17 protein-coding genes and 1 CRISPR repeat array are annotated in these 20904 nt (G+C 67.9%); of the genes, 5 read left to right on the top strand and 12 right to left on the bottom strand.

Features of this window, described 5'->3' with window-relative positions; genetic code table 11:
• Positions 1-97: 97 nt before the first annotated feature.
• From ACZ418_RS12305 to ACZ418_RS12295, 3 genes are all read right to left on the bottom strand, one after another.
• Positions 98-475: a SpdD protein gene (locus ACZ418_RS12305; protein ID WP_468361080.1), complete on the bottom strand. Its 378-nt coding sequence runs from the start codon at positions 473-475 to the stop codon at positions 98-100.
• Entirely contained in the window at positions 472-723 is a 252-nt protein-coding gene (locus tag ACZ418_RS12300; protein ID WP_468361077.1) for a WhiB family transcriptional regulator, read from the bottom strand. Before ACZ418_RS12300 ends, ACZ418_RS12305 begins: the two co-directional genes overlap by 4 nt.
• Positions 724-958: 235 nt before the next feature.
• Positions 959-1351 carry a hypothetical protein gene (locus ACZ418_RS12295; RefSeq protein WP_468361074.1) on the bottom strand — a complete coding sequence of 131 codons (393 nt, stop codon included), beginning with the start codon at positions 1349-1351 and terminating at the stop codon, positions 959-961.
• Between the two features lie 286 nt (positions 1352-1637).
• Between ACZ418_RS12295 and ACZ418_RS12290 the strand changes: the two genes are divergently transcribed.
• From ACZ418_RS12290 to ACZ418_RS12280, 3 genes are read left to right on the top strand one after another with little or no spacing between them, the layout of a single operon-like run.
• Positions 1638-2138, top strand: coding sequence for a GntR family transcriptional regulator (locus tag ACZ418_RS12290; RefSeq protein WP_468361071.1), 501 nt, complete (start codon positions 1638-1640; stop codon positions 2136-2138).
• 21 nt (positions 2139-2159) lie between these two features.
• Positions 2160-3017: a DUF5919 domain-containing protein gene (locus ACZ418_RS12285; protein ID WP_468361068.1), complete on the top strand. Its 858-nt coding sequence runs from the start codon at positions 2160-2162 to the stop codon at positions 3015-3017.
• On the top strand, positions 3010-3795 hold the full coding sequence (locus ACZ418_RS12280) for an inositol monophosphatase family protein (RefSeq protein WP_468361065.1): 786 nt from the start codon (positions 3010-3012) through the stop codon (positions 3793-3795). The genes ACZ418_RS12285 and ACZ418_RS12280 overlap by 8 nt, the downstream gene beginning before the upstream one ends.
• A 1763-nt stretch (positions 3796-5558) precedes the next feature.
• Here ACZ418_RS12280 and ACZ418_RS12275 read toward each other — a convergent pair.
• The 6 genes from ACZ418_RS12275 to ACZ418_RS12250 form a co-directional block, all read right to left on the bottom strand.
• The gene (locus ACZ418_RS12275) at positions 5559-6308 is read right to left on the bottom strand and encodes a type I-E CRISPR-associated protein Cas6/Cse3/CasE (protein WP_468361062.1); all 750 of its coding nucleotides are present in this window, start codon (positions 6306-6308) and stop codon (positions 5559-5561) included.
• On the bottom strand, positions 6305-7180 hold the full coding sequence (cas5e, locus tag ACZ418_RS12270; protein WP_468361059.1) for a type I-E CRISPR-associated protein Cas5/CasD: 876 nt from the start codon (positions 7178-7180) through the stop codon (positions 6305-6307). The genes ACZ418_RS12275 and cas5e overlap by 4 nt, the downstream gene beginning before the upstream one ends.
• The gene (locus ACZ418_RS12265) at positions 7177-8541 is read right to left on the bottom strand and encodes a type I-E CRISPR-associated protein Cas7/Cse4/CasC (protein ID WP_468361054.1); all 1365 of its coding nucleotides are present in this window, start codon (positions 8539-8541) and stop codon (positions 7177-7179) included. Before ACZ418_RS12265 ends, cas5e begins: the two co-directional genes overlap by 4 nt.
• The gene (gene casB, locus ACZ418_RS12260) at positions 8538-9122 is read right to left on the bottom strand and encodes a type I-E CRISPR-associated protein Cse2/CasB (RefSeq protein ID WP_468361051.1); all 585 of its coding nucleotides are present in this window, start codon (positions 9120-9122) and stop codon (positions 8538-8540) included. The genes ACZ418_RS12265 and casB overlap by 4 nt, the downstream gene beginning before the upstream one ends.
• Positions 9115-10716 carry a type I-E CRISPR-associated protein Cse1/CasA gene (locus tag ACZ418_RS12255; protein WP_468361048.1) on the bottom strand — a complete coding sequence of 534 codons (1602 nt, stop codon included), beginning with the start codon at positions 10714-10716 and terminating at the stop codon, positions 9115-9117. The genes casB and ACZ418_RS12255 overlap by 8 nt, the downstream gene beginning before the upstream one ends.
• Positions 10717-11538: 822 nt before the next feature.
• Positions 11539-11715, bottom strand: a complete 177-nt coding sequence (locus ACZ418_RS12250; protein ID WP_468361045.1) for a hypothetical protein — start codon at positions 11713-11715, stop codon at positions 11539-11541.
• A gap of 576 nt (positions 11716-12291) precedes the next feature.
• Here ACZ418_RS12250 and ACZ418_RS12245 point away from each other — a divergent pair.
• The gene (locus ACZ418_RS12245) at positions 12292-15774 is read left to right on the top strand and encodes a hypothetical protein (protein ID WP_468361042.1); all 3483 of its coding nucleotides are present in this window, start codon (positions 12292-12294) and stop codon (positions 15772-15774) included.
• A 1686-nt stretch (positions 15775-17460) separates the two neighbouring features.
• Positions 17461-18039: direct repeats of the CRISPR family, unit length 29 nt; unit sequence CTGCTCCCCGCGCATGCGGGGATGGTCCC.
• Between the two features lie 531 nt (positions 18040-18570).
• Here ACZ418_RS12245 and ACZ418_RS12240 read toward each other — a convergent pair.
• From ACZ418_RS12240 to ACZ418_RS12230, 3 genes are all read right to left on the bottom strand, one after another.
• Positions 18571-19362, bottom strand: coding sequence for a DUF6445 family protein (locus ACZ418_RS12240; RefSeq protein WP_468361039.1), 792 nt, complete (start codon positions 19360-19362; stop codon positions 18571-18573).
• Between the two features lie 130 nt (positions 19363-19492).
• Positions 19493-19753 carry a hypothetical protein gene (locus tag ACZ418_RS12235; RefSeq protein WP_468361036.1) on the bottom strand — a complete coding sequence of 87 codons (261 nt, stop codon included), beginning with the start codon at positions 19751-19753 and terminating at the stop codon, positions 19493-19495.
• 128 nt (positions 19754-19881) lie between these two features.
• The gene (locus ACZ418_RS12230) at positions 19882-20289 is read right to left on the bottom strand and encodes a helix-turn-helix domain-containing protein (RefSeq protein WP_468361033.1); all 408 of its coding nucleotides are present in this window, start codon (positions 20287-20289) and stop codon (positions 19882-19884) included.
• Positions 20290-20520: 231 nt separating this feature from the next.
• On the opposite strand from ACZ418_RS12230, the gene ACZ418_RS12225 reads away from it, so the two are divergent.
• Entirely contained in the window at positions 20521-20736 is a 216-nt protein-coding gene (locus ACZ418_RS12225) for a hypothetical protein (RefSeq protein ID WP_468361030.1), read from the top strand.
• Positions 20737-20904 lie beyond the last annotated feature (168 nt).

The raw sequence follows: 20904 nt of genomic DNA, 5'->3' as shown, positions 1-20904 counted from the left end.
GAATCGGACGGCTGCCGGGCGCGTTCGGGCAGCTCCGGGCCAGGGCCGGGCACACCGGCAGCCGTGCGGAAAGGGGGTGAGCTGAGAGGGCGCGGGGTCAGACGCCGTGTGGACCGCGTCGCGAGCGTGCACTGTCGCGGGTCATCGACCGCAGCACCATCGCGCACACGGTGAGCGATACGGCGACAACGGCGACCGACGCGGCGACGACCGCGACTGACAGCAGAAGCGCGACCAGGACCACGCCGACGACGAGCGTGCCTGCCATGCCGGCGGCGACCAGGGCGCCGGGCGACATGGCCGACGCCCGGGACGGCGCCGCCGGTGCATGGGCGCAACCGCACGACGGGACCAGGCCTGTCGGCGCCGGCGCCTGGTGCACGAGCGGAGCCGGGGCCGATGACGGGTAGATGCGGCCGAGCGCGTCGGTGAGTACGTACGGCTCCATGGGCTGGGGAGAGTTCGGCTCGTTCATGCCGCTGCTCCCTTCCGGCGCCGGCGGCTGAGGGAATGGCGCTCGTCCGGGGTGAGCCCGCCGAAGACGCCGTATGCCTCACCCGCAGCCAACGCCCGTTCCAGGCAGGCACCTTGCACCGGGCAGCGCCCGCACACTGTCTTCGCGGCCAGCACGGCCGACTCTGCCTCGGAGAAGAAGAGCTCCGGGTTCTCGGTCCGGCATGCCGCGTCGTCGAGAGCGGGAAGGTCCAGGCTCAGGCGGTCCATCGGCGACGTGACCACTTGCAGATGCGGCCGACGCCGACCTTGGATCCCGCGGAGGTGGGTGCCCATCAGCGCACCTCCGCTCGCTCGATCCGCTGGGACGGAGTCCAGGCGAAGCCGCACGACCCGCATTCCTCCCGCGCCGTGTGGCAGCGCGAGACGAACACCGGGCGGTGACAGCGGGGGCACCTCGACTTCGCGCACACCGGGCGCGGGTCGTAGAACGGAGCGGCGGCCATCACGCCTGCTCCCGCCTGTCCTGGTCCGCGTCAGTGGGCTCGACCTGGATGTCGTCGAAGGGCGCGTAGACGTGGATGTGCAGGACGCCCACCCTGCCGTGGGCCTCGAAGACGAAGCCGTTCCGGCGCCAGGGGTTCAGGCGGGGGCGGGTGCCCATGGCCTGGGCGAGACGGGACACGGCCGGGAACCGGTCTTGCGGCGCAGCCGCCTCGTACCAGGGCAGCTGAAGTCCGACCCGCTCGTTGTCGGACATCGTGATGTACATCGCCGGGAGCCCGGGAACACCGTCCAGCAGGTCCGCGAGTTGCCGCAGCGCCTGAGACGGAGTGGTAGAAGCCGGTTGCTCCGGCTGGGATACGACCACCGATGCGGCGGTACGCTCGTCGAGCATCGTTGAACTCCTCGCAAAGGGATTCGATGCGTGGCCCTGGCAGGGCTTCGGGAGGTGTTGGCGCACTTCCCGGGCCCACGACTGCCAGGGCCATTGCTGTGTTCGAGGTCGTTCACGGGGTCTCTGCAACCTCATGCACTAGGTTCAGCCTAGTGCATGAGGTTGTCAAGCGGTTCAGCGCAGTTCTTTGACGGCCCGTCGCCGCAGCTGCCTGGCTCGGCTCTCACCCGGTGTGCTGCACTATCTGTGGCTAGTGCAGTAGGTACGGGCAGAAGGGTGCTGGAGAGTGGCAGAGGTGCAGGAGGGGCCGGCGTACAAGCGGCTTGCGGATGAACTGCGCTCGCAGATCGCGAGTGGAAAGCTGCAGGTCGGAGCGGCACTGCCCTCTGCGTCTCAGCTCGTGAAGGCCCACGGGGTATCCACCACCGTCGTGCGGGACGCGCTTCGGATCCTCAGAGAAGAAGGGCTCGTCTACGGACAGCCGGGCAAGGCCGTGTTCGTACGCGCCACTCCAGACGAGTCAGCCTCTGAGCGCCTGACTCTCGACGAACTGACGGATGGCTTCCACCGGATCCAGGAACAACTCGAAGATTTGGAGCCGGGTACCGGTCGCACCGCGGTCGAAGAGCTTCGCGAGGAGATTGCCGATCTTCGTCGTTCGGTTGCCGTGCTTCAGGCACAGTTGATCGAGCTGTACGGGCGTGTTGGCCAGCCGTATCCGCGGGACAAGGCGCCGTTGAAGAGCGATGACGAATTCGGGCAGCCGCGTAGGGCTGTCGGCGGGTAGACCCGGGCTGAGGGGGATGAAGTGAGCAGGCACGGTTCCGGCAACATCGTGTCACTGCACGACAGAGCGTCTTATCGGCCGGATCTTGGGGAGCTGGCGCGCAACCAGCTGGCTGCTGCTCGGAAGGCTCAGGGGCTCAGCCATGCTGAGTTCGCAGAGCTGTTATCGAGCATGCTCGACTGGAATGTGAGCGCTGACGCGCTTGAGTCGTGGGAGACGACGGCCACTCCTCCGGGCGACGTCCTGGTGGCCGCGGAGCTGATTGTGAGGCGGGCCGCACCTGGGCTGACCGATGGCGAGCCGAGGGATGCCCTGACCCAGATTGTCGGAGATCAGTTCGCGGACTTGGCGGGCGTGTATGCGAGCCGCTCGGAGTTCCAGGCGAAAGTGTCGGCTGCAGATCTCTTCGACGACGCCCAGGACATCCGCATCGCCGGCCTTTCACTGAACCTGCTCTGCCAGTCGTACTCCGAGGCGAAGCTCAGGCAGCTCGTCGAGGGCGGTACGACGCTGACTGCGCTGTTCCTCAAGCCGTACGGCCACTTCATCAAGGAACGCGAGCAGGAAGAGGGCTACCCCGAGGGGCGTCTGTCTGCGCTCACCGCTCTCAACATGACCATCCTGCAAGAACGGGTCGCCGAGCGGCTCGGCTCCGCGTCGGCCGACCGTATCAAGATCGGGGTCTACGACGAGCCCATACGGTTCAACATCACCCTGATCGACGGGCAGTTGTGTGTGGCTCAGCCCTACCTGCCCCAGACTCGCGGAGTCGACTCGCCCACATTCCTCGTCCGCAAGCGTCGGCTCGCGGGTGGGCTGTACCCGACGTTCGAGCAGATCTTCAGCACCCTCTGGGAGAGGCGGGAAGTGAATGACTGACCTGGGGCCGCTTCTGCAGATCGCCGGCGCGGCGCTTGACCGGGTGTCGCCGTTGGTGACCGATATGGCTCTGGGCGCGGTCCGGTCTAAGGGTGACCGGGACATGGTCTCCGAGATCGACCTGGCGGTTGAGGAGCGTGTGCGCAGCTTCCTGCGGAAGGAGACACCGGAGATCGGCTTCCTGGGGGAGGAGAACGGCGGGACGGGCATTGACGGCCCGCTCACCTGGGCTCTCGACCCGGTCGACGGTACTGCGAATCTCGTCAACGGCCTTCCGCTGTGCGCCGTCTCGCTGGGTCTAGTTGAAGACGACCGTTCGGTCCTGGGGGCGATCGACCTGCCGTTCATGCGGCACCGCTTCCGAGCTGCCGACGGCCACGGTGCCTACGCGGACGACGAACCGATCCGGGTAAGCCAGACCACAGCGCTGGACCAGGCCATTGTCGCAATCGGCGACTACGCAGTCGGTGTCCGTGCCCAACAGCGAAACGTTCAGCGCTTCGCTCTGACACGTCGGCTCGCCGAACAGGTTCTGCGGGTACGTATGTTCGGCTCAGCCGCCATCGACCTGGTGTGGGTCGCGTCCGGCAAGCTCGATGCCTGCATTGCGCTCAGTAACCATCCGTGGGACATGGTCGCGGGGGTTGCCATCGCCAGGGAGGCCGGCGCCGTGGTGATGGATTTGGATGGCACGTCGCACAGCTTGGGCTCCACGGCCACGATCGCTACTGGGCCAGAGCTTCGGGAAGGTCTGCTGCAGTTGCTTGAAGGCCTGTGACTGGATCTTTGCCGGTCGGGGACCCCCGCGGGTGCGGGGAGCAGGGCAACGACGCGTTCCGCGCCGTGCACGACGTGGGACCATCCCCGCGGGTGCGGGGAGCAGACCCACCAGGACTCGGGCACCAGATGGTGAAGGGGACCATCCCCGCGGGTGCGGCGAGCAGATCATTTGCGCGGTCCCCTGGATCACGGTGCCGGGGCCATCCCCGCGGGTGCGGGGAGCAGGAGTATCCGCCAGACGTGCCAACGTCAGTGGTGGGACCATCCCCGCAGGTGCGGGGAGCAGACCAGCAAGGAAGAGACCGACCTGAAGGCCACGGGACCATCCCCGCGGGTGCGGGGAGCAGGCGTACGGCTTCTCCCGCGCTCACGCGGTGGCGGGACCATCCCCGCGGGTGCGGGGAGCAGGACGAGCAGGGCCTGAACCTGGCCGGTACCCAGGGACCATCCCCGCGGGTGCGGGGAGCAGCAGCGGCCCGAGCGTGAGCTGTGGTCGTGGAAGGGATCATCCCCGCGGGTGCGGGGAGCAGTCGATCGCGCCGTCGCAGGTGATCTGAATGTCGGGACGCTCCCCGCAGGCACGGGGAGCAGGTCGGCGCCGGTGGCCTGTGGGCCTACCACAAGGGATCAACCCCGCGGGTGCGGGGACCAGATCAAGTTACCTGTGGAGAGGGTCGTCTACGAGGGACCATCCCTGCCGGTGCGGTGAGCAGGACTTCCGGCTACTGGGTGATGGCACTCAGCAGGGACCATCCTCGCGGGTGCGGGGAGCAGCCGCTGCTCGCCGAGACCGTGCCCGACGGAACGGGACCATCCTCGCGGGTGCGGGGAACAGTCGTCCAGGGCGTCCACGACGAGCTGCGGCCAGGGACCATCCCCGCGGGTGCGGGGAGCAGTTGAGCTTGTACACGAACCGCGGGTTGTTGTTGGGACTATCCCCGCGGGTGCGGGGAGCTGGAGGCGCGCGGCTGGACCGTGTACGCCGATGAGGGACCATCCCCGCGGGTGAGGGGAGCAGGGCTGCTTCATGTCGGTTCTCCCTCTGGTGTGGGGGACCATCCCCGCGAGTGCGGGGGAGCAGCCGCAGTTTCAGCAACCGGGCAGGGCAGACAAGGGACCATCCCCGCGGGTGCGGGGAGCAGACCGCGCCGGCGACCTGGTCAAAGCTGATCTTGGGACCATCCCCGCAGGTGCGGAGAGCAACAGCCCTGCGGCGGAACGGGCACGTATTCGTGGGACCGTCCCCGCGGAAGCGGGAGTAGATCGCGACGAGGTTGCCGTCGGTGTCGAACTGGGGACCATCCCCGCGGGTGCGGGGAGCAGGACCAGCTCGACTTCGCGAGCAGCGTGACGTCGGGACCATCCCCGCGGGTGCGGGGAGCAGAAGAGGTGCTCGACACCCACCGTGCCGACCAGAGGACCATCCCCGCAGGTGCGGGGAGCAGCGGTTCAACACCCTTGAGCCGAAGATCTTCAAGGGACCATGCCCGCGGGTACGGGCAGCAGAAGGACATGGTGTACGTGCGGATGAAGCCCTCGGGACCATCCCCGCGGGCGCGGGGAGCAGCCGTCCGGCTCGTACTCGGTGGCGCGTAGCCAGGGACCATCCCTGCGGGCGCGGGGAGCGGTTCCCTGAGTCCGGGACGATCAGCGGCCGGCCGGGACCATTCCCGCGGTGCGGGAGCAGTTAATCGCGTTCCACAGCGGCAGGAAGATGTAGGGACCATCCCCGCGGGCGCGGGGAGCACGGTGAGCCCCTGTTCAGCGTACGAGGATTAGTCCGCAACTGTAGGCACGCGCGTGGCCGATGCCCTGGGTGAGGGCGGTAACGAACGCCTTCGGGTCGGTCACCGTGAGGGTGCCCTTGATCTCCGCACGAGCAATGCGCAGACCCTTATGTGGTGCCGGGCTGGAGACTCGCGGGAGCATGCGTAGAGCGAGCCGCTCGGTGTTCGCGTCAGCGCCAATGCGGGTGACACCGTTGGGGGCGACCGCGGGTTCTCCGGACGGTTGCAGACGGTGCGAGAACCACGTCCTCACGTGCTCGGGGCGGGTGTGGGGGACGCGGACGCCGCGGGTTTTCGGTGGTGAGCCTGGGGCGGGCGGAATGCTGCGGACCGGATTGACGACCGTACGGAAGTCGACCCGGTCACCGATACGGAAAGTGCGGTCGACGGTGAGGGTTTCCGGCGCTTCGGCCAAGGCGCCCCGGGGCACTCCGCTCCAATCGGCAGGGACCGACGACTGGACCACCAGGTTGAGCCGCGCCTGTCGGAGATCGACTGTCCAGGTCGACAGGATGCCCATCTGGGAGCGGGCGTCAGAACTGCCATTGTCCACCCAGCCGAGGAAGCCGCTCATGACGGTCCGGTGCATGTCCTGCGCGTCGATGAGCGATTTGGCGGCGAAAGGATGCCGGGCGTCCAGAGTAAGCAGACTCTGCGTGGCGACGAACCTGGCGGCACCGCCCGGACCTGAAGGCGCATGCGACGTGGCAGCTGTCGTGTTCACAGGATGATGTCCCATCCGCGGGCGTGCGAGGCGATGGTGATGCGGTGACGGGTCTCCCATCGGAGGCTGTGGACGCCTCCGTCCGCGCCGAACCGCACAGGCTGGTCCGACAGGGGGCCGATGCCTGGAAGCGGGCGCGGACTCTCGATCCAAGCCCATGGACGTACGTCTGTCACCGGAGCCGGCGGCTCACCTTCGTAGCATGGATCCTCGGGGAGCAGGGCGTGCGTCTCGAAGGCTTCCCTGATGGTGCCTGCAACGACTCCGAGGGCGAGGTCACCCGAGGGCGGACATGCCTTACGTCCGAGCCAGAGCAACCGCTTGGGGCACTCCAAGGCATGAGCGATCCGTTCCAGGAGTGCTGCATCGGGGTGCTCCAGGCCGACGAGGAAGGCGGCGTCGGCGAGATACCAGCGCTCTGTGATCAGAGCGTGGCGGCGGACCTCTCCGGAGATGAGGGCTCCCGATGTCGGGTCCGCGGTGACGTACTTCGGTGAGCCATACCAGGCTTCCAGCTCCCCGCGGCCGAATGGGCCGGGCTCTGAATCCTTCAGCCCCGAGACCGTCGCGGCCTTCTCGGCACGCTGGTGGTCGGTGAGGAGGTCTCGAGGGCGCAAGGGATAGGTGCCTCCGCCGACAGTGTGGTAGTCGCGAAGCGGCGTGCCGGGCCGGTCGGCGCGGACCCCGAAGAGGACCTCGGCGAGTTCCCCGAGGGGCTCTTCCCGGGCGAGGCCGAGAGCTGCGGCGCACAAGCCGATCACGCCGGACTTCGTGGGACGGGTGTGTGTGTCCCGGCGCGCGAACCGACCGGTGAGGCCCCAGGACTGCAGGGGACCTGCCAGTCGGACGAGCAGAACATGAGGGTCGTTCACGGGGTGAGGTCCTCGGTTTGCTCCACCACGGTCAGTGACTCCGGCAATTCCAACTCCTCCAGGAGCACGTCGATTTCGGGGTCGTACGTGAGCACCCGCACGGTGCGCAGGTCATCGCGGCGGCGGCTGACGAAGGTGTGGTGGCGCAGCAGCCTGCGAACGGCCGCGGGTCCTGCCGGTCCCTCCCCGCCGGCCGACACAGGGCCTTCGTCCACCGGCCGCTGGAAGGCGGACGCATAGTTGTAGGGGCGTTCCCCCTCGAACGCCAGAACGAGCGCGGGCAGAGACCCGGTGGATGCGGTGGAGTTCTTCTTCGCCTCCGGGAACGCTTCCACAAAGGCGTTCACGAACTCCTTCTCGGCGTCGGACGCGGCCGTTTCGGCCTCGTGCTCGTCCATTCCGGCCGCCCGTAGATTGGTGCGCAGTTGCGTGCGGTCGAGGACGGCGTGCCGGTAGAAGGTGCCGGAGATCAGCGACTGGTAGCCGGTCATGCCGGCGCCCGCGTCGTCGGCGGCGTCGAGGAAGCTGAGGGCGTTGCGCTTGCGATCCAGCTTTGCATCGTCGGCCGCTGCATAGAAGTCCTCGATCTGCTCAGCTTCGTGCACGGTGAAGGCATGCCCGGTCTGGACGGCACCGTCGACGTTCGGAGAGTCGGGGATCTCCGCCAGAAAGCGGCCATAGAGAGCGATGTCCACGGCGTCGCGGGGAGCGAGGGCGAGCAGAACGGCGTCGCGCGTGGCCTTGGGCAGCGGCGGTAGAGGGACGGACACGACAGCTTCCGCTGTGGAAGTCCCCTCCGCCTCTTCCGCCTCTGGCGATGATGCGGCCTTCTTCCTGGCTCCACGACGTGCCTTCTTCGCCGCCTCCGCGCTGGCCTGAGCTTCGAGGTACGCGTCGCACCACTCTTCGACCTCTGACGCGTGATCTGCGATGTGGCCCGCGATCCTCACTGCGGCATCGGATGGCGCGAAGACGAGGACCTTCGTCAGGTTGGCCACAGTCTTCTTCTTCGGGTCGCCGAATTTAAGTCCGCTTGCCTCCATCACTGCACGGGCTGTGACCAGGGCCTTCTCCTTCTCCCAGCCGTGGGCAGACTCGAGTTCACGTCCGGCCAGGATCGCCCACTCCCGGGTGCGGACGCCCATGCTCCGTCCCTTGAGCGCCCCGCGGCCCGAGTTGGCACGGTTGCGGGCGTGGACCCGCTCGGCGCGTCGGCGGGCCTGGCTGGTGATCATGTGGCGTTCCACGCCTCCGAAGACAAGAGTCTTGGGCTGCGCGTTCTCGTCGCGCACCGGGAGGACCGCCGCGAGGGTCTCGATGAGGTGCAGGGAGAGGAACTGGCTCCGAGGTGCCTCGATCACGTGGTGGTGTCCTTCCGCGTCGTCGGTTCGTTCTGTGTTTCCCGGCCTCGCGCCGGAGGGGTGTGGAACTCGACCGACCACCAGTAGGCGATGCGCGCCTTGCGGTCGTTCCAGTTGATGAGGTCCTCGGTCAATCCGGTCCAGGACGGCGGCGGCTGTTCGCAGGCTCGCAGGCGAGTGACCGCATGCTGGAGGTGGCGCCAGGGGATGCGCCGACTGGCGACGACACGGTTCAGTAGGCGCTCGGCTCCGGGATTGTCGGGCCCGCGTCCGGTCCCGTCTCCGATGCGGCGGGCAGCGGCGCCAAGGCTGCCGTGGCCGTATGAGGGCGTGGAGCGCCCTTGGTGGTAGATGGCGAAGAGGAAGGCCATCTGCTCGAACAGGTCGCGGTGGTCGTCGCCGCCGTACCATCCCGCGCGGATGTGGGCGTTGGTGCCGCCTCTGGCTCGGCGCAGTTCGGCGAGGGTCCCGTACTCGCGGTTGCGGACGAGAGTGGTGAGCCAGGCGGTGAGGGCCGCGCTGTCGTGCGGGACCCGAGGGCGCTCTTGGTCTGTTCCGGCGGACAGGCTGTGCTCAGTCACGCGCGATCTCCCCTCGCAGTTCGGCCGGGGCCCAGTCATTGGACATGTCCTCGTCGAAGCGCCGCACGGCCCGGGCTCGCGCGCGGTGGTTGCGGTCGTTCGGGGGCAGGGTGTCGAGGCGCTGAAGCATTTGGGTGCGAGCTGTCGTCATCAAGCCCCGTGCGTAGTCACCGAGGGGCTCCGACACCGGGTCATCGTCTTCCGGCCCTCTGTCGACCACTTCGTCCAGCAGTTCGTGGAACGGGTCCTCCGCAGCGGGCCAGAAAGCCCACCGGGCATCGAGCCGTGCCACCTGACCGGCCTCGTCCGCACCCCGCATGGCTGGAAAGGCCGTCTCCGCGGCCAGGATGGCCGCGTTCTTCAAGCTCCTTGCGATGTATTCGGCGATGTCGGAGCCCCGACGGGAGGCTCGGTAGAGGTGGGCAGCCATGCCCGGGGCGTAGGGGTATGCACCGTGTGTCCAGGCGACGGGCAGGGTCTTGTTCGCCAGCAGCCCCACTGCCCACAACTGGTATGGGGCGCCTGTCCCCGTCCGCTCGTAGGGCAGGGAACGGAGCCGCGCGTACAAACCGATTCGGTCGTCCCTGACGGCGCTGTAGAGAGCGTGGGCTTCCTGCCACAGCGCTCTGCTGGGGGACGGCCACAACGGCTTCTTCAGGCCGTTCGTCGTCTTGCTGAACACGGCGTCCTGGAGGTGCCGGTCCGGGTCAAGTTCCAGGATCTCGCCGGCGCCGATCAGGACCCTGTCGACGACGATCTGCCCTTGCGGTCCGCGGTCCGGGCGTAAAAGCACGGACCTCCCCAGGGCGCTGTGAAGGTCCGCGGAGCTCCGCGGCACTCGGGGCTTCGCCTTCTCGGTGAATGTACGGCGCTCGATGACGCCGGTAGTCCAAGACGTATTGAGCGAATCTCCCGGGCCGTCTGGCGGGTAGAGGTTCAGGCGCAGTGTCTCGCCGAGCGTCTGTCCCAGGGCGACGACGCGGATCCTTCCCGTGAGCCGGCCCGCGGCGAGATTGGTCACCTTGGCGCCGAGCCGCTTCCCGGACATGCGAGCCCGCCCGTAAGGGCCGTACACGTGTTGTGTGAGCGTGGCGCGGAAGGCGTCTGCCGCTGGCAGCGGGTTGTCGAGCTCAAGATGGTGATGGTCGAAGTGCTGGTTGTAGTCACCTGCGTGTTCGATGACCAGCTGGGCCGTTCCCGTGCCGCTTTCGTCGAGATCCGCCGCTAGGAGGGAGTTTTGCACTAGGGGGGCCGTGGGGTGGAACAGGTCCCAGGTGTCGTCCGGTTGGCGGGCCAGCCACGCGGCCGCCGGTGCGAGGTCCTGCTTGCCGACCACCCAGGCACGCCATTCCTTGTCCGAAGACGGGCAGGTACCGGACGCGAAGCAGACGGCCAGCAGGTGCTCGATGACGGCGACGTTCTCACCGGGTGACGCGCAGTCGAGGGCGGCCAGTTCGTCGGCCCCGGCAAGGAGCGCGCACAGGGAGTGATGGGCAGTCGCTCCGTCGACGGTTACGGTGGGTATGCAAGGCTTACGACGGGGGTCCCAGCTGAGACGCTGCTCGGCAGGCCCGGGCGGGGGAGCATCGGACAATTCCTGACTACCCTCTTTCGCTCATGGACAGTGGACACGGCGCCGATTCCGGCGAACGGCGACCAAGCCGACGACGGTGATCGTCGCCGGGGCCGTTCTGCAGATCGGGATCCCCTTGTCGCCAGGGGACTGGAACAGCCCCCGCACAAGCGGGGAAGAACTCAGGCGGAGCCCCTGATGCCGTCGACGGGCCACTCCCGCTGTTTGCGGGAACGCTCCCTTAGTTTTGCGCTCGACTCTCCTTCGAAGAAGCACCTGGCTGTTGACCTGGAGCTGTACGGATCGGGCACTTACAGTGGGAGATTGCCGAAGGATCGGCAGTCTCGGCATGGCCGCACCGGCAGACCGGCGAGGCCACGGAGCGGTTCCCGTTCCGCGCACACGGGACGGGAACCACTCGTTGCCGGGGCAGGCCGTTCTTGGCGCCTTGGTTGCGCCAAGAACGGCCGTCTACCAGAGGTGATCGACTATGTCGCTGACCACCGCGGCAGCCACGATGAGAACTAGCTCCCATCCATGGCGTCCCAGCCATTCGCGTGCAGCTCTGCCCATGAACACCCTCCGTATCGCGGCCTCCAGTCCTGCGGTTGCAGAACGGGGGGCGCCGATACGGCCAACAGCAGAAGCCCGCACGGATGCCTTTGTATCTCAACGCACCCGTGTGGCGGGCGAGTTTGAGCGAGTGGATCTTGCGGTATTTCAGGGCGCTGCGCCTGAAGCTGTCGAGTTGAGTGCAGCGACGGCGTGGCGCTTGAGCCTTTGATCTGAGTCCTGGGCCCAGGCGTAGGCTCTGTCGCAGGAGGACTCCGAGGCGCATCCCACTCACCGCGGGCGGCGCCGCACCAGGATGGTGAGAGTGGTGCGGGCATCCTTGCGGCGTTCCGGCGTGGGGGCCAGGACGGAGACGAGGGCGACGACGAACAGGACGCCCGCGTACAGCAGGCCGGCACACCCGCTCAGAGCTGCGGCATAGTGGAGCAGTTGGGAAATCTCGGACACGGGCCATCCTTCTGTCTCGGGGGCCGGATTCGGCTGGGGCGGTGATGGCTCTACAGTCGCGAGACGGCGGGACAACGGACAGTTGCGCCTTACTCAGTGCGAGGATTTCCGCAGCTCAAGCGGCATATTTTTGACGGCGCCGACCGAGCTTTCCGCTGTTGCGAGCCGAGAGGGGGATCGGTGACCGATACGGAGCGAATGGCACGCACGAGACTGGGTGCCATGCTGACGTGCCTGTGGGAGGCGGCGGGGCAGCCACGAGCTCAGGAGCTGAGGCTTCCTCCTTCCACGCTGCGAGATTGGCGCATGGGAGAAACAGCCCCGTCAGCCGAGAGAACGGACCACTTCTGGTCTGTGGTGCGGAAGCTGCAGCAGGCCGCTGGCCGCCCGGTCCACACGGATACCGAGTGGGAGGTCGCCCTGCGTGCCGCGCAGGAGGAAGGGACCAGTAGGCGACACCGGCAGATCGTCGTGGTCCGGGAGAGGGACCCCCACCACCGCTTCGTTCGCCCTCACAGGCCTGCCGTTGAAGCCGCCGTGGACGATGTCCGCGGGCGGGAGGGCGAGCGTAGGGTCATGAACGCGTTCGTCAAGGACTCCCGTTCCACGGCGCCGTCGTACCTTTGCTGGCACGCCGACGCTCCCGTGGGCAAGACCGCCCTGCTCGCCGACTACGTGCAGCGACCACCGCACAACACCGACATCTTGAACTTTTTCGTCTCCGCGGCGCACGGAACTGACACACGCGCTGAGTTCGAAAAGCAAATGGCGGATCAGATCGGGGCGTTCCTCCGTTCACCTCAACAGTGCATACCCGGCGGCGTCCGGCAGTGGAAACGCCTCTTCGCCGCAGCCGCCGAGGAGAGCGTGCGGCACGGGCGCAAGCTGTTGCTGGTGGTCGATGGTCTCGACGACGACGTGGCCTGGTCCGGAGTCGCTGCCGCCGGCGAGGCGCCGACAGCCGGAGGTAGAAGCAGGCCAAGCATCGTCCGCGGAAGCATCGCTGCGCTCCTCCCCGCTGCTCCACCTCTCGGGATGCGCATCATCGTCTCCTTCCGGCTCGGCGTGCGCTATCCCGACGACCTTCCCGCCCGGCATCCGCTGCGCCAACGCACACACGTGCGCGCTCTCGCACCTGTCGAAGGAGTAACGCAGGTCCGGCGGACACCGCCGGATGCCACCGCTCTGGGTGAAACGGTCGCGGGACTGCTCGCCGCGGCGGGCGGCGGCCTGCGTACGGCGGACCTGACGGAGCTGGCCGGGGTCCCGGCCGACAGGCTCGACCGCTTGGTGCAGGGGCCGGCGGGGCGCTCCCTCATCCTCGACGATCCGGTAGCCCAGACCTACGCACTGGCGGAGCCAGGTCTCATCCAGGCGGTTCGTGGAAACTTGGGCGACGAGGCGATCGCGCGGTATACCCGTGCGCTGCTCGCCTGGTCGCAGAGATGGCGTACGGCGGGCTGGCCCCCCGGGACGCCCCCGTACCCCCTGACGCATCAGCTCCGGCTGCTGACCAGTGCCGCAGAACGTGCCACGTACATTCTTGACATGCCCCGGCTGCGCCGACTCGCCTCCATGGCCGGTCCGGCAACGGCTCTCGCGCAACTGGACGCATTCGAGCAAGAGATCAGCCCCTCAGACACCACCCCTAGCAGCCTGGCGGTGCTGGTCCCGCTCACCGCGACGCGGGCTCTCTTGCGCCGCGAGTCACGCGAGGTGCCTCCCGGGGCTCCCGCCCTCCTCGTCCGACTTGGCGAAGTGGAGCGCGCTCGTGGCCTGGCCCGTTCCGCACCGACCATGGCCGCAACGGCCGTGCACTTGGCGGACATAGCGGTGGAGATGACCTATGTAGACCGTGAAGGGGCGGACGCCGTCGCGCTCGAGGCAGCCCAGTGGCTCACCCGTACCGACCTGGGCTTCCCCGGCACGTATCAGGACACCGAGACATACACGCGGCTCCTCGAAGCCGCCCGCACACTCGTATCACTGAACCATCTGGGGGCCGCCCGAACCCTGCTAGGGGCCGTGATTCGCGACAAGGCAGCCGGGATCGAAGCACTCACCGAGGCAGCCGGCCTGCTGGTCACGGCCGATGACGCGGATGGCGTCACGGCGTTGCGTGAACGAGCAGAGACCCTTAGCGAGGGCGGCACCCGCGACCGTGCGGCCGCGGTTGACCTCTGGGGAGCACTGGCGCGGGCGATACCTTCGCTCAGCAGCGACGCCGGTGATCGCATCATGGCCATTTGTGAGGAGCTCGGCTCCTCGGACGGACTGGAGGCAGTCGACGTACTCGCCCGCGCCGCGTCTGCGCTTTACAGACTGCCTGCCAGGCGGCACCGCGTTGCTCAGGAAAAGACACGGGTCGCACTGGCCCGGATTACCGAAGCGCTGGCCGACCCGAACGCGCTGTGCGAAGACGATCAGGCCCACCTCGGTCGCGAACTGGCCGGAACGCTGGCACGTCTCGCCCAGGCGGTCGACGACACCATGCCCTTCACGAGGAATGCCCTCAACGACATCGACCGCTTGCTGAAGTCGCTATCCGAGAGGCTGCGCGTCGGCGTACTCGGCGACGTCATCTCTGAACGGGCTCTCTCACTCACCGAGGCCGGTGAGGAACGCAGAGCACAAGAGGCCAAGGCCGCCTCGGCCGCCGCCAGGGAAGAGAAGAACGCGGTCCGGAGAAACAAGGACGCAGAGCGGAAAGTTCTGGCGGCATCGCGAAGGAAGGACACGAAGCCAAGAGCGGAACCACGAGACACACAGAAGCAGAGCCGGCCCGCACCAGTAACCCGGCGCGCGCACAAGCATCGGCCGTCCACAGGTCTGCGTCCCCCCGGCGACGGCCCGCAGTCTGATCACGTACTTCTGCTCCACGAGGCGGACGATCAACTGGGCGCAGGCAATTTCTTGCGCAGCCGGGAGCTGCTGGAGACTGCCCTGCGACGCTCCCCCGTCCTGTCGTCGCATCCCCCCGTACCAGAAGACTGGACAGTACACCTGTCTCAAGCTCTGGGTTTTGCAGGCGAATTCGGCACAGCCGAAGAACTCGCCGCATACTTGCCAGGCGCACCGGACCGTGCGCTTCACCTGGCAGCTCTCTCCCTCGGGTGCTCTCTCGGAGGGCACACAGATGCGGGAGGCCGCTACGCCCATGAGGCAGCACGTCTGACGGCCGGCAACACCGATCCCGGCCTGACGAACGTCGTAGCCCAAGCGCTCGCCCATGCCGGAGACGCACCTGCGGCTTCGGCCACCGCATCGGGACGTACCGCCACGGAGAAGCGGCAGGCGCTAACAGCCGTCGCGGCCGGGCTCACCCGTCACTGCCCCGAAGAAGCAGCACGTATCGCCGAACCTCTCATAGAGGCTCTGATACGACGGATCGGCTCGGGAAGCCCTCTCCGGACCGTCCCGGAACTGGCAGCTCTCCTGCTCGCCTACCCAGATATCCGGCAACCCGACCCGCGACTGCACGAAGCGTTCCGGCTCGCCTCACTTCGCCTGTCCGACACACCCCCGCTATGGCACGCCCCGTCAATGATCGTCCTCACCCTGCTGAAGCGGCTTGGCTGCCTCCCCGAGGGGAGCAGCCACGTCGTCGCAGGCATAACCAACAGATGGCAGCGCTCGCTTCAGCCGGGGGAAGAGCCTTGCGCAGAACTCGCCCTGCTTTCCGCCATGGACGGTGACACCGTCGCCCTTTGGCGCCATGCCGATGCTGCACGAACACCAGAAGGGCGAGCGATGGCGCTCTACGCGGCCGCCGCATACCTCGCGGGCACCCCGGTAACTCTGGCCACGGATAGCCGGTCCGGCGACAGGGTCGTCCGGACCTGTCTGGCGCTCGCCCGGACATCCGGCGACGGCAGCCCCCCTGCCGACGCAACGGCCTGGCGCCTCGTGCGCAGCCTATTGAGAACCGACGCGTGGACCCACACGATCCCGCTGCTTCCTCAACTCGCTCCTGGCGCCCTACGGCATCTGATCTTGATCGCAAGAGACCAGGACCGGCGCACAGACGGACCAGAAGCACCGGAGGCAACACATTCCTGAGCAGATCAGTGACGATAGTGCTCGTCCTCCGCCCGCACCTGCAGCATGCGGTGGGACGGGGTCCGCGCTTAAGGTTGCACTGCTCACCGCATCCGCTGGGATGGTCCCAAGCTGTACCAGATCATCCAAGACGCCTTCACTTGCTCCCCGCACCTGCGGGGATGGTCCTCAGCGGATGGCCACCTTCGGCGGCCTGCTGCGCTGCTCTCCGGATCTGCGGGGATGGTCCCGAGGTGCGGCTGATCGGCCAGGGTGCGGGTAACTGCTCCCCGCGGCTGAGATGCTCCCCCACGCGGTGTGGCACGCGATCCCGAATGTTAGCTCCCCGGACCTGCGGGGATGGTCCCCGAGGTCACGGACAAGGGGGTGGCCGTCGAGGTCTGCTTCCCCAACATGCGAGATGGTCCCTCAGAGACGTCCCACATGAACTCTGGGCCTGCTCCCTGCGTATGCGTGGATGGTCCCGAGTACAAGTGGCGCCGGACCCAGGCCGAGGACTGCTCCCCGCACATGCAGGGATGGCCCCATGCTCAAGCTGGCCACCTGGATGCGGCAGGCCTACTCCCCGCGCCCGCGGGGGATGGTCCCCACGGCCAGCAGTAGGCGTCCATCAGCGTCTTGTGCTCCTCGCGCCCACGGGGATGGTCCCGCGGAGAACGACTACACCGCGCTCTGGGCGGAGTGCTCCCCGCGCCCGCGGGGATGGCTCCACGAGCACTGGCTGATGGCCTCTTGTGCCGGCGCGGGTGGTTGTCTGTCGGCGACGGCTGGAAAGTGGACCAGTAGAACCCAAGCGTCGGCAGTGGCTCACAATTCAGCCGTCGCCGACAGTTGTCAGCGTGGCTGTTGTCGGCGGCACCGGCAAACGGGGCGCCTCTATCGGCCTGCCCTGCTGCAACGGCATGCTGCCTGTGGTGTGTCAGTGCCGCCCTTTACCCTGCTGGCGTGTTGGCGACCGGCGGTTGCGCCGCGCTGGCATTGCAGCTGAAGTAATCGATCAGCACGATGAGTCGGTCCTCGGTGGCAGAGGCCGTGAGCTACACCTCAGCAAGGCGAAAGGGCGGTTTGCCTGTGATGCCGGACTCAGTGAAAGTGATGAAAAGCGTGCTGACGACGCGGTAAGAATGCAGGTCAGCCAGTGTGCTCCCCGCGCCCGCGGGGATGGTCCGGGTTCTCCGCAGCGGATGCAGTTGAAGGACGGGTGCTCCCTGCGCCCGCGGGGATGGTCCCAGCAGCGGTCTCGCCAGCCCAGGCCTCGCCACGTGCTCCCCGCACCGGCGGGGATGGTCCCTTCGCGTCGTCGATACCGACACCGATCAGCTTCTGCTCCCCGCGCTCGCGGGGATGGTCCCGAGACCCGTGAGACCTGGCGCTGCAACGTCGTCTGCTCCCCGCGCCCGCGGGGATAGTCCCAAGTTCCTGGCGGACATCGAGACGCTGGGTATGTGCTCCCTGCGTCCGCGGGGATGGTTCCTTCGACAAAGCGATGGGTGTCCTCAACGCCACCTGATCCCCGCACCCGCGGGGATGGCCCCACCTGGGAACTCAAGAAGTGGGACATCATCGCCTGCTCCCCGCGCATGCGGGGATGGTCCCGCGACCGCGACCATGATGGTGATCAACTCCAACTGCTCCCCGCATGCGGGGATGGAGCCAGCGAGCGGGGGCCCAAGAAGGACCGCGGGTTCTGCTCCCCGCGCATGCGGGGATGGTCCCAGGGCCGAGTACTTCATGTAGGTACGGAACATCTGCTCCCCGCGCATGCGGGGATGGTCCCATCGAGCTGCCCGACGAGGACCTGGAAGTCGACTGCTCCCCGCGCATGCGGGGATGGTCCCGGCCGGCGCTCTGTCTCCAAGGCCATGAACGACTGCTCCCCGCGCATGCGGGGATGGTCCCCAGTCGACCGGCGGGCGGACCGGGGCTTCCACCTGCTCCCCGCGCATGCGGGGATGGTCCCGTGTGCCCGCCCGCCGTTGTCAGGACCCAGCCCTGCTCCCCGCGCATGCGGGGATGGTCCCGACCTGCGCCACCGGTTCCTGGCGGCAGCGGACTGCTCCCCGCGCATGCGGGGATGGTCCCGGGACGCGGTCGGTGCGGGCGATGATCGTGCCCTGCTCCCCGCGCATGCGGGGATGCTCCCGACGCCGACTTCTACTGGCTGCCCGAGGGCGTCTGCTCCCCGTGCATGCGGGGATGGTCCCGGCTACGTTTACATGGCGCCGGCCGTAGGCGTCTGCTCCCCGTGCATGCGGGGATGGCCCGTGCACCCAGCGTTCGCGGTAGCTCTGGGTAAGCGGCAATCCGTGTGACTGAGGTGGCCTTGCCAGTCCCGACGGTTGCAGCACCGGTTGCAGTTCACGGTCGTACGCGGTCATCCAAAATCGAACGCCTAGCAACGCCCTCTTGGTAATGAACTCCGGTGAATCGAACACCGTTACGTCCCAGGAGGCTTAAACCTCGCTGCCCCTTCGCGGGCGTGCCGGTTCAAGTCCGGCTCCGGGCACCACCTCGTCTGCGACGCGGGGCGCGGGCCACCCTCGGGAGCGCTCCTACAGTGGCCCGCTGACGTGGCGCGGCCGTATCGCTCAGTGGCGGAGAGAGCGGCGTCCTCTTCGAGGGAACCCTGGCCAAGACCGCACCTTCGGTGCGTGCTGGGGATGCTTCTGTCTGGCCCTGCGGGGGCGAACGCGGTCGGTGCCGCCCGAATTGCCGACGGCCACCCGCGCGAGCTGCTGGGTGGCCGTCGAAGTCCGGATCCGGCGCGGGGGGGGGGGGCGCCGGTACCCGGCTCGCTCAGACGTCGATGTCGAAGAAGAAGAGCTGCACCAGACGGTGGGTGCCGTGTTCGCCGGCGAAGTGCTCGTAGGAGGTGGCCGAGTGGAAGAGCTTCGCGTCCCAGATCACCAGCCGGTTGTACTGGCCGGAGATCGACTCGACCAGCTCCCAGTTGTCCTCGTGCACGAAGTTGTACGGGTCGTAGACGGTGGAGCGCGCGGCTTCCACGGCCTCGGGGCTGCCCAGGCGCGCCCGCTCCTTCGGATGGCTGGGCGCGCGCCGGCAGCCGTGGGCCCGGTCGCGCCAGAAGCTGGTGCCGGCATGGGCGGGCGGGTTCGGGTTCAGGTAGATCGCGGCGGCGTAGCTCTGCGTGTCGTGGTGCCAGACCAGCGGATCGTCGTGCGCGGTCTGCTGGAAGACACCGTTGGCGTTGTGGCCGAGCCACTCGGTGACCGGGGTGCCGAGCAGCCGTGAGAACTCCTCGCGCAGGCCGGGCCAGAGGTACTGGTGGTCGCTGCGCAGCCCTTTGTAGTGCTCCGGATCGGCGTGGTAGCTGACGTTCAGCGCGATCTCGCGCACCTCGTCCGGGTCGTCGAGGAAGTCGTCCACGGAGAGCAGATGCGGCACGCTCGGGGTGAACAGCCGCTTGGCGGCCGGTCGGCGTCGCGCGTTCTCGAGGGAGTGGCGGGGGACCACGATCGGCAGTCGCGCGTGACCGCTGGAGATCAGGTAGCCGTTGTCACCACGATCTTCCAGCACCACGGCGGTTTCACCGCCGAAATTGACCTGCTCCCCCGGGTGGAATGGCATGGACAGACTTCTTTCGCCGTGCTGACTGACGCCCGGAGAATATCAACCAAAACCTAGCAATTGGGCAATTCCGACACGCAGTTACCCATATAGGCCGCGCTCCTGCAGCAGGGGCGGACCTCGTAGCTCCTCACCCCTCGTACACGGTCAGTACCGCACCGTCCACCTCGATGCGCCGACCCGCCCGGAGTCCGTCCGTGCGCAGGGTGCGCAGGCAGGTGTGGAACAGCTCCAGCTCGTCCGCGTCCAGGATCGCGGCGGCCAGGTCCAGCAGTTCGGTCACCGCGTCCTCGGTGAGCACCTCCGGTAGCTCGCCGGAGAGCAGCACAACCGATTCACCGGCGGGGCCCCGGACCACCGCGGTGGCCGGCCCGCCATGTACGAACAACACGTTCCCCCCAAGGCCCGGGTCGCACGGCTCTCGCTCCCCGGGCAGGACGAGAGACTAGCGGGGGATGTGGGGCTGTTCGGGCGAAGTTGCATGATTTTTCCGGTGCGGCCGGGGAGCGGGCGTTCCGGTCACTTCTCCGGTGTCGACGGCGCCGAGCGGCCGAGCAGGGACTCGACCAGGGCGGCGACATGCCGGCGGTCCTCGGCCGACAGCTGCTGCACGCTGGCGATGAGCAGCTCCACCTCGGGGTCGGTCGCGCGGGCGGCCGTACCGTCCGCGTCGGGGGCGGCCGGGCCGCCGTAGACGTGGATGCCGCAGGCCTCGGCGGCCGCCCGGCGCACGGTGTCCAGCGGCAGCTGCAGGCCCTTGGCCAGGCCCTCCAGGGTGGTGGCCTGGGGCATGCGGACGACCCGGTCGGCCGTGGCCAGGTGATGGACGGTGGAGCGGGGCACACCGCCGCGCCGCGCCACGTCGCCGTAGGACCAGCCCTTGGCATCGAGACGCTCACGGATCAACTGCTGCAGTGCGTTGGCCACCGAAGTCCACTTCCTGCTCGCCGCTCGACCTGACCGTCCCTGTCGGCGCCGATTCTACGGTCGGGTAGTCGGGTCACCGAAAGGGTGATTCGCCGAACGGGTTGCGCGGGGTGCCGCGAGGCCCTAGTGTCCAATCTCGTTGGACAGTTCGTCCGACCAAGTTGGACAGAGTCCGGGGGGAACCTGACTCTCTCCGACCGGAAGCGCCTGTTTCCCGAGGGGGAATCGACCATGTTGAACGCCCATGAGCTCGACGCCGAGTCCGCGGAGCTGCTGCCGGGCCGTGAGGCCCTGGGCCGGCTGAAGTTCAGCTTCGGCAGGACGGTGAACGTCACCAAGCACGTCGCGAACATCAACGCCCACAACGAGTCCGCCGCCCTGAACGACCACTCCTCGTGGTCCGTGGCCGACTCCGGCGCCGGCCAGACCATCAGCGTCTGCCAGTAGCCCGCGCGCACCCGATCCACCCACGACGAAAGGACCACCCACCATGAGCATGGACATGCGCGAGCTGGACGGCGAGTCCGCGGAGCTGCTGCCGGGCCGTGAGGCCCTGGGCCGGCTGAAGTTCAGCTTCGGCAGGACGGTGAACGTCACCAAGCACGTCGCGAACAT

The organism is Streptomyces sp. NPDC030820 (assembly GCF_055572075.1).
The sequence above is the reverse complement of the archived record's forward strand: the minus strand, read 5'-3'. Positions and strand labels throughout refer to the sequence as shown.

Coding starts and splice junctions, on each gene's coding strand:
- ACZ418_RS12295 (WP_468361074.1), bottom strand. CDS start 1,351: ATGCTCGACGAGCGTACCGCCGCATCGGTGGTCGTATCCCAGCCGGAG.
- ACZ418_RS12245 (WP_468361042.1), top strand. CDS start 12,292: ATGAACGCGTTCGTCAAGGACTCCCGTTCCACGGCGCCGTCGTACCTT.
- ACZ418_RS12305 (WP_468361080.1), bottom strand. CDS start 475: ATGAACGAGCCGAACTCTCCCCAGCCCATGGAGCCGTACGTACTCACC.
- ACZ418_RS12240 (WP_468361039.1), bottom strand. CDS start 19,362: ATGCCATTCCACCCGGGGGAGCAGGTCAATTTCGGCGGTGAAACCGCC.
- ACZ418_RS12300 (WP_468361077.1), bottom strand. CDS start 723: ATGGACCGCCTGAGCCTGGACCTTCCCGCTCTCGACGACGCGGCATGC.
- ACZ418_RS12225 (WP_468361030.1), top strand. CDS start 20,521: ATGTTGAACGCCCATGAGCTCGACGCCGAGTCCGCGGAGCTGCTGCCG.
- ACZ418_RS12280 (WP_468361065.1), top strand. CDS start 3,010: ATGACTGACCTGGGGCCGCTTCTGCAGATCGCCGGCGCGGCGCTTGAC.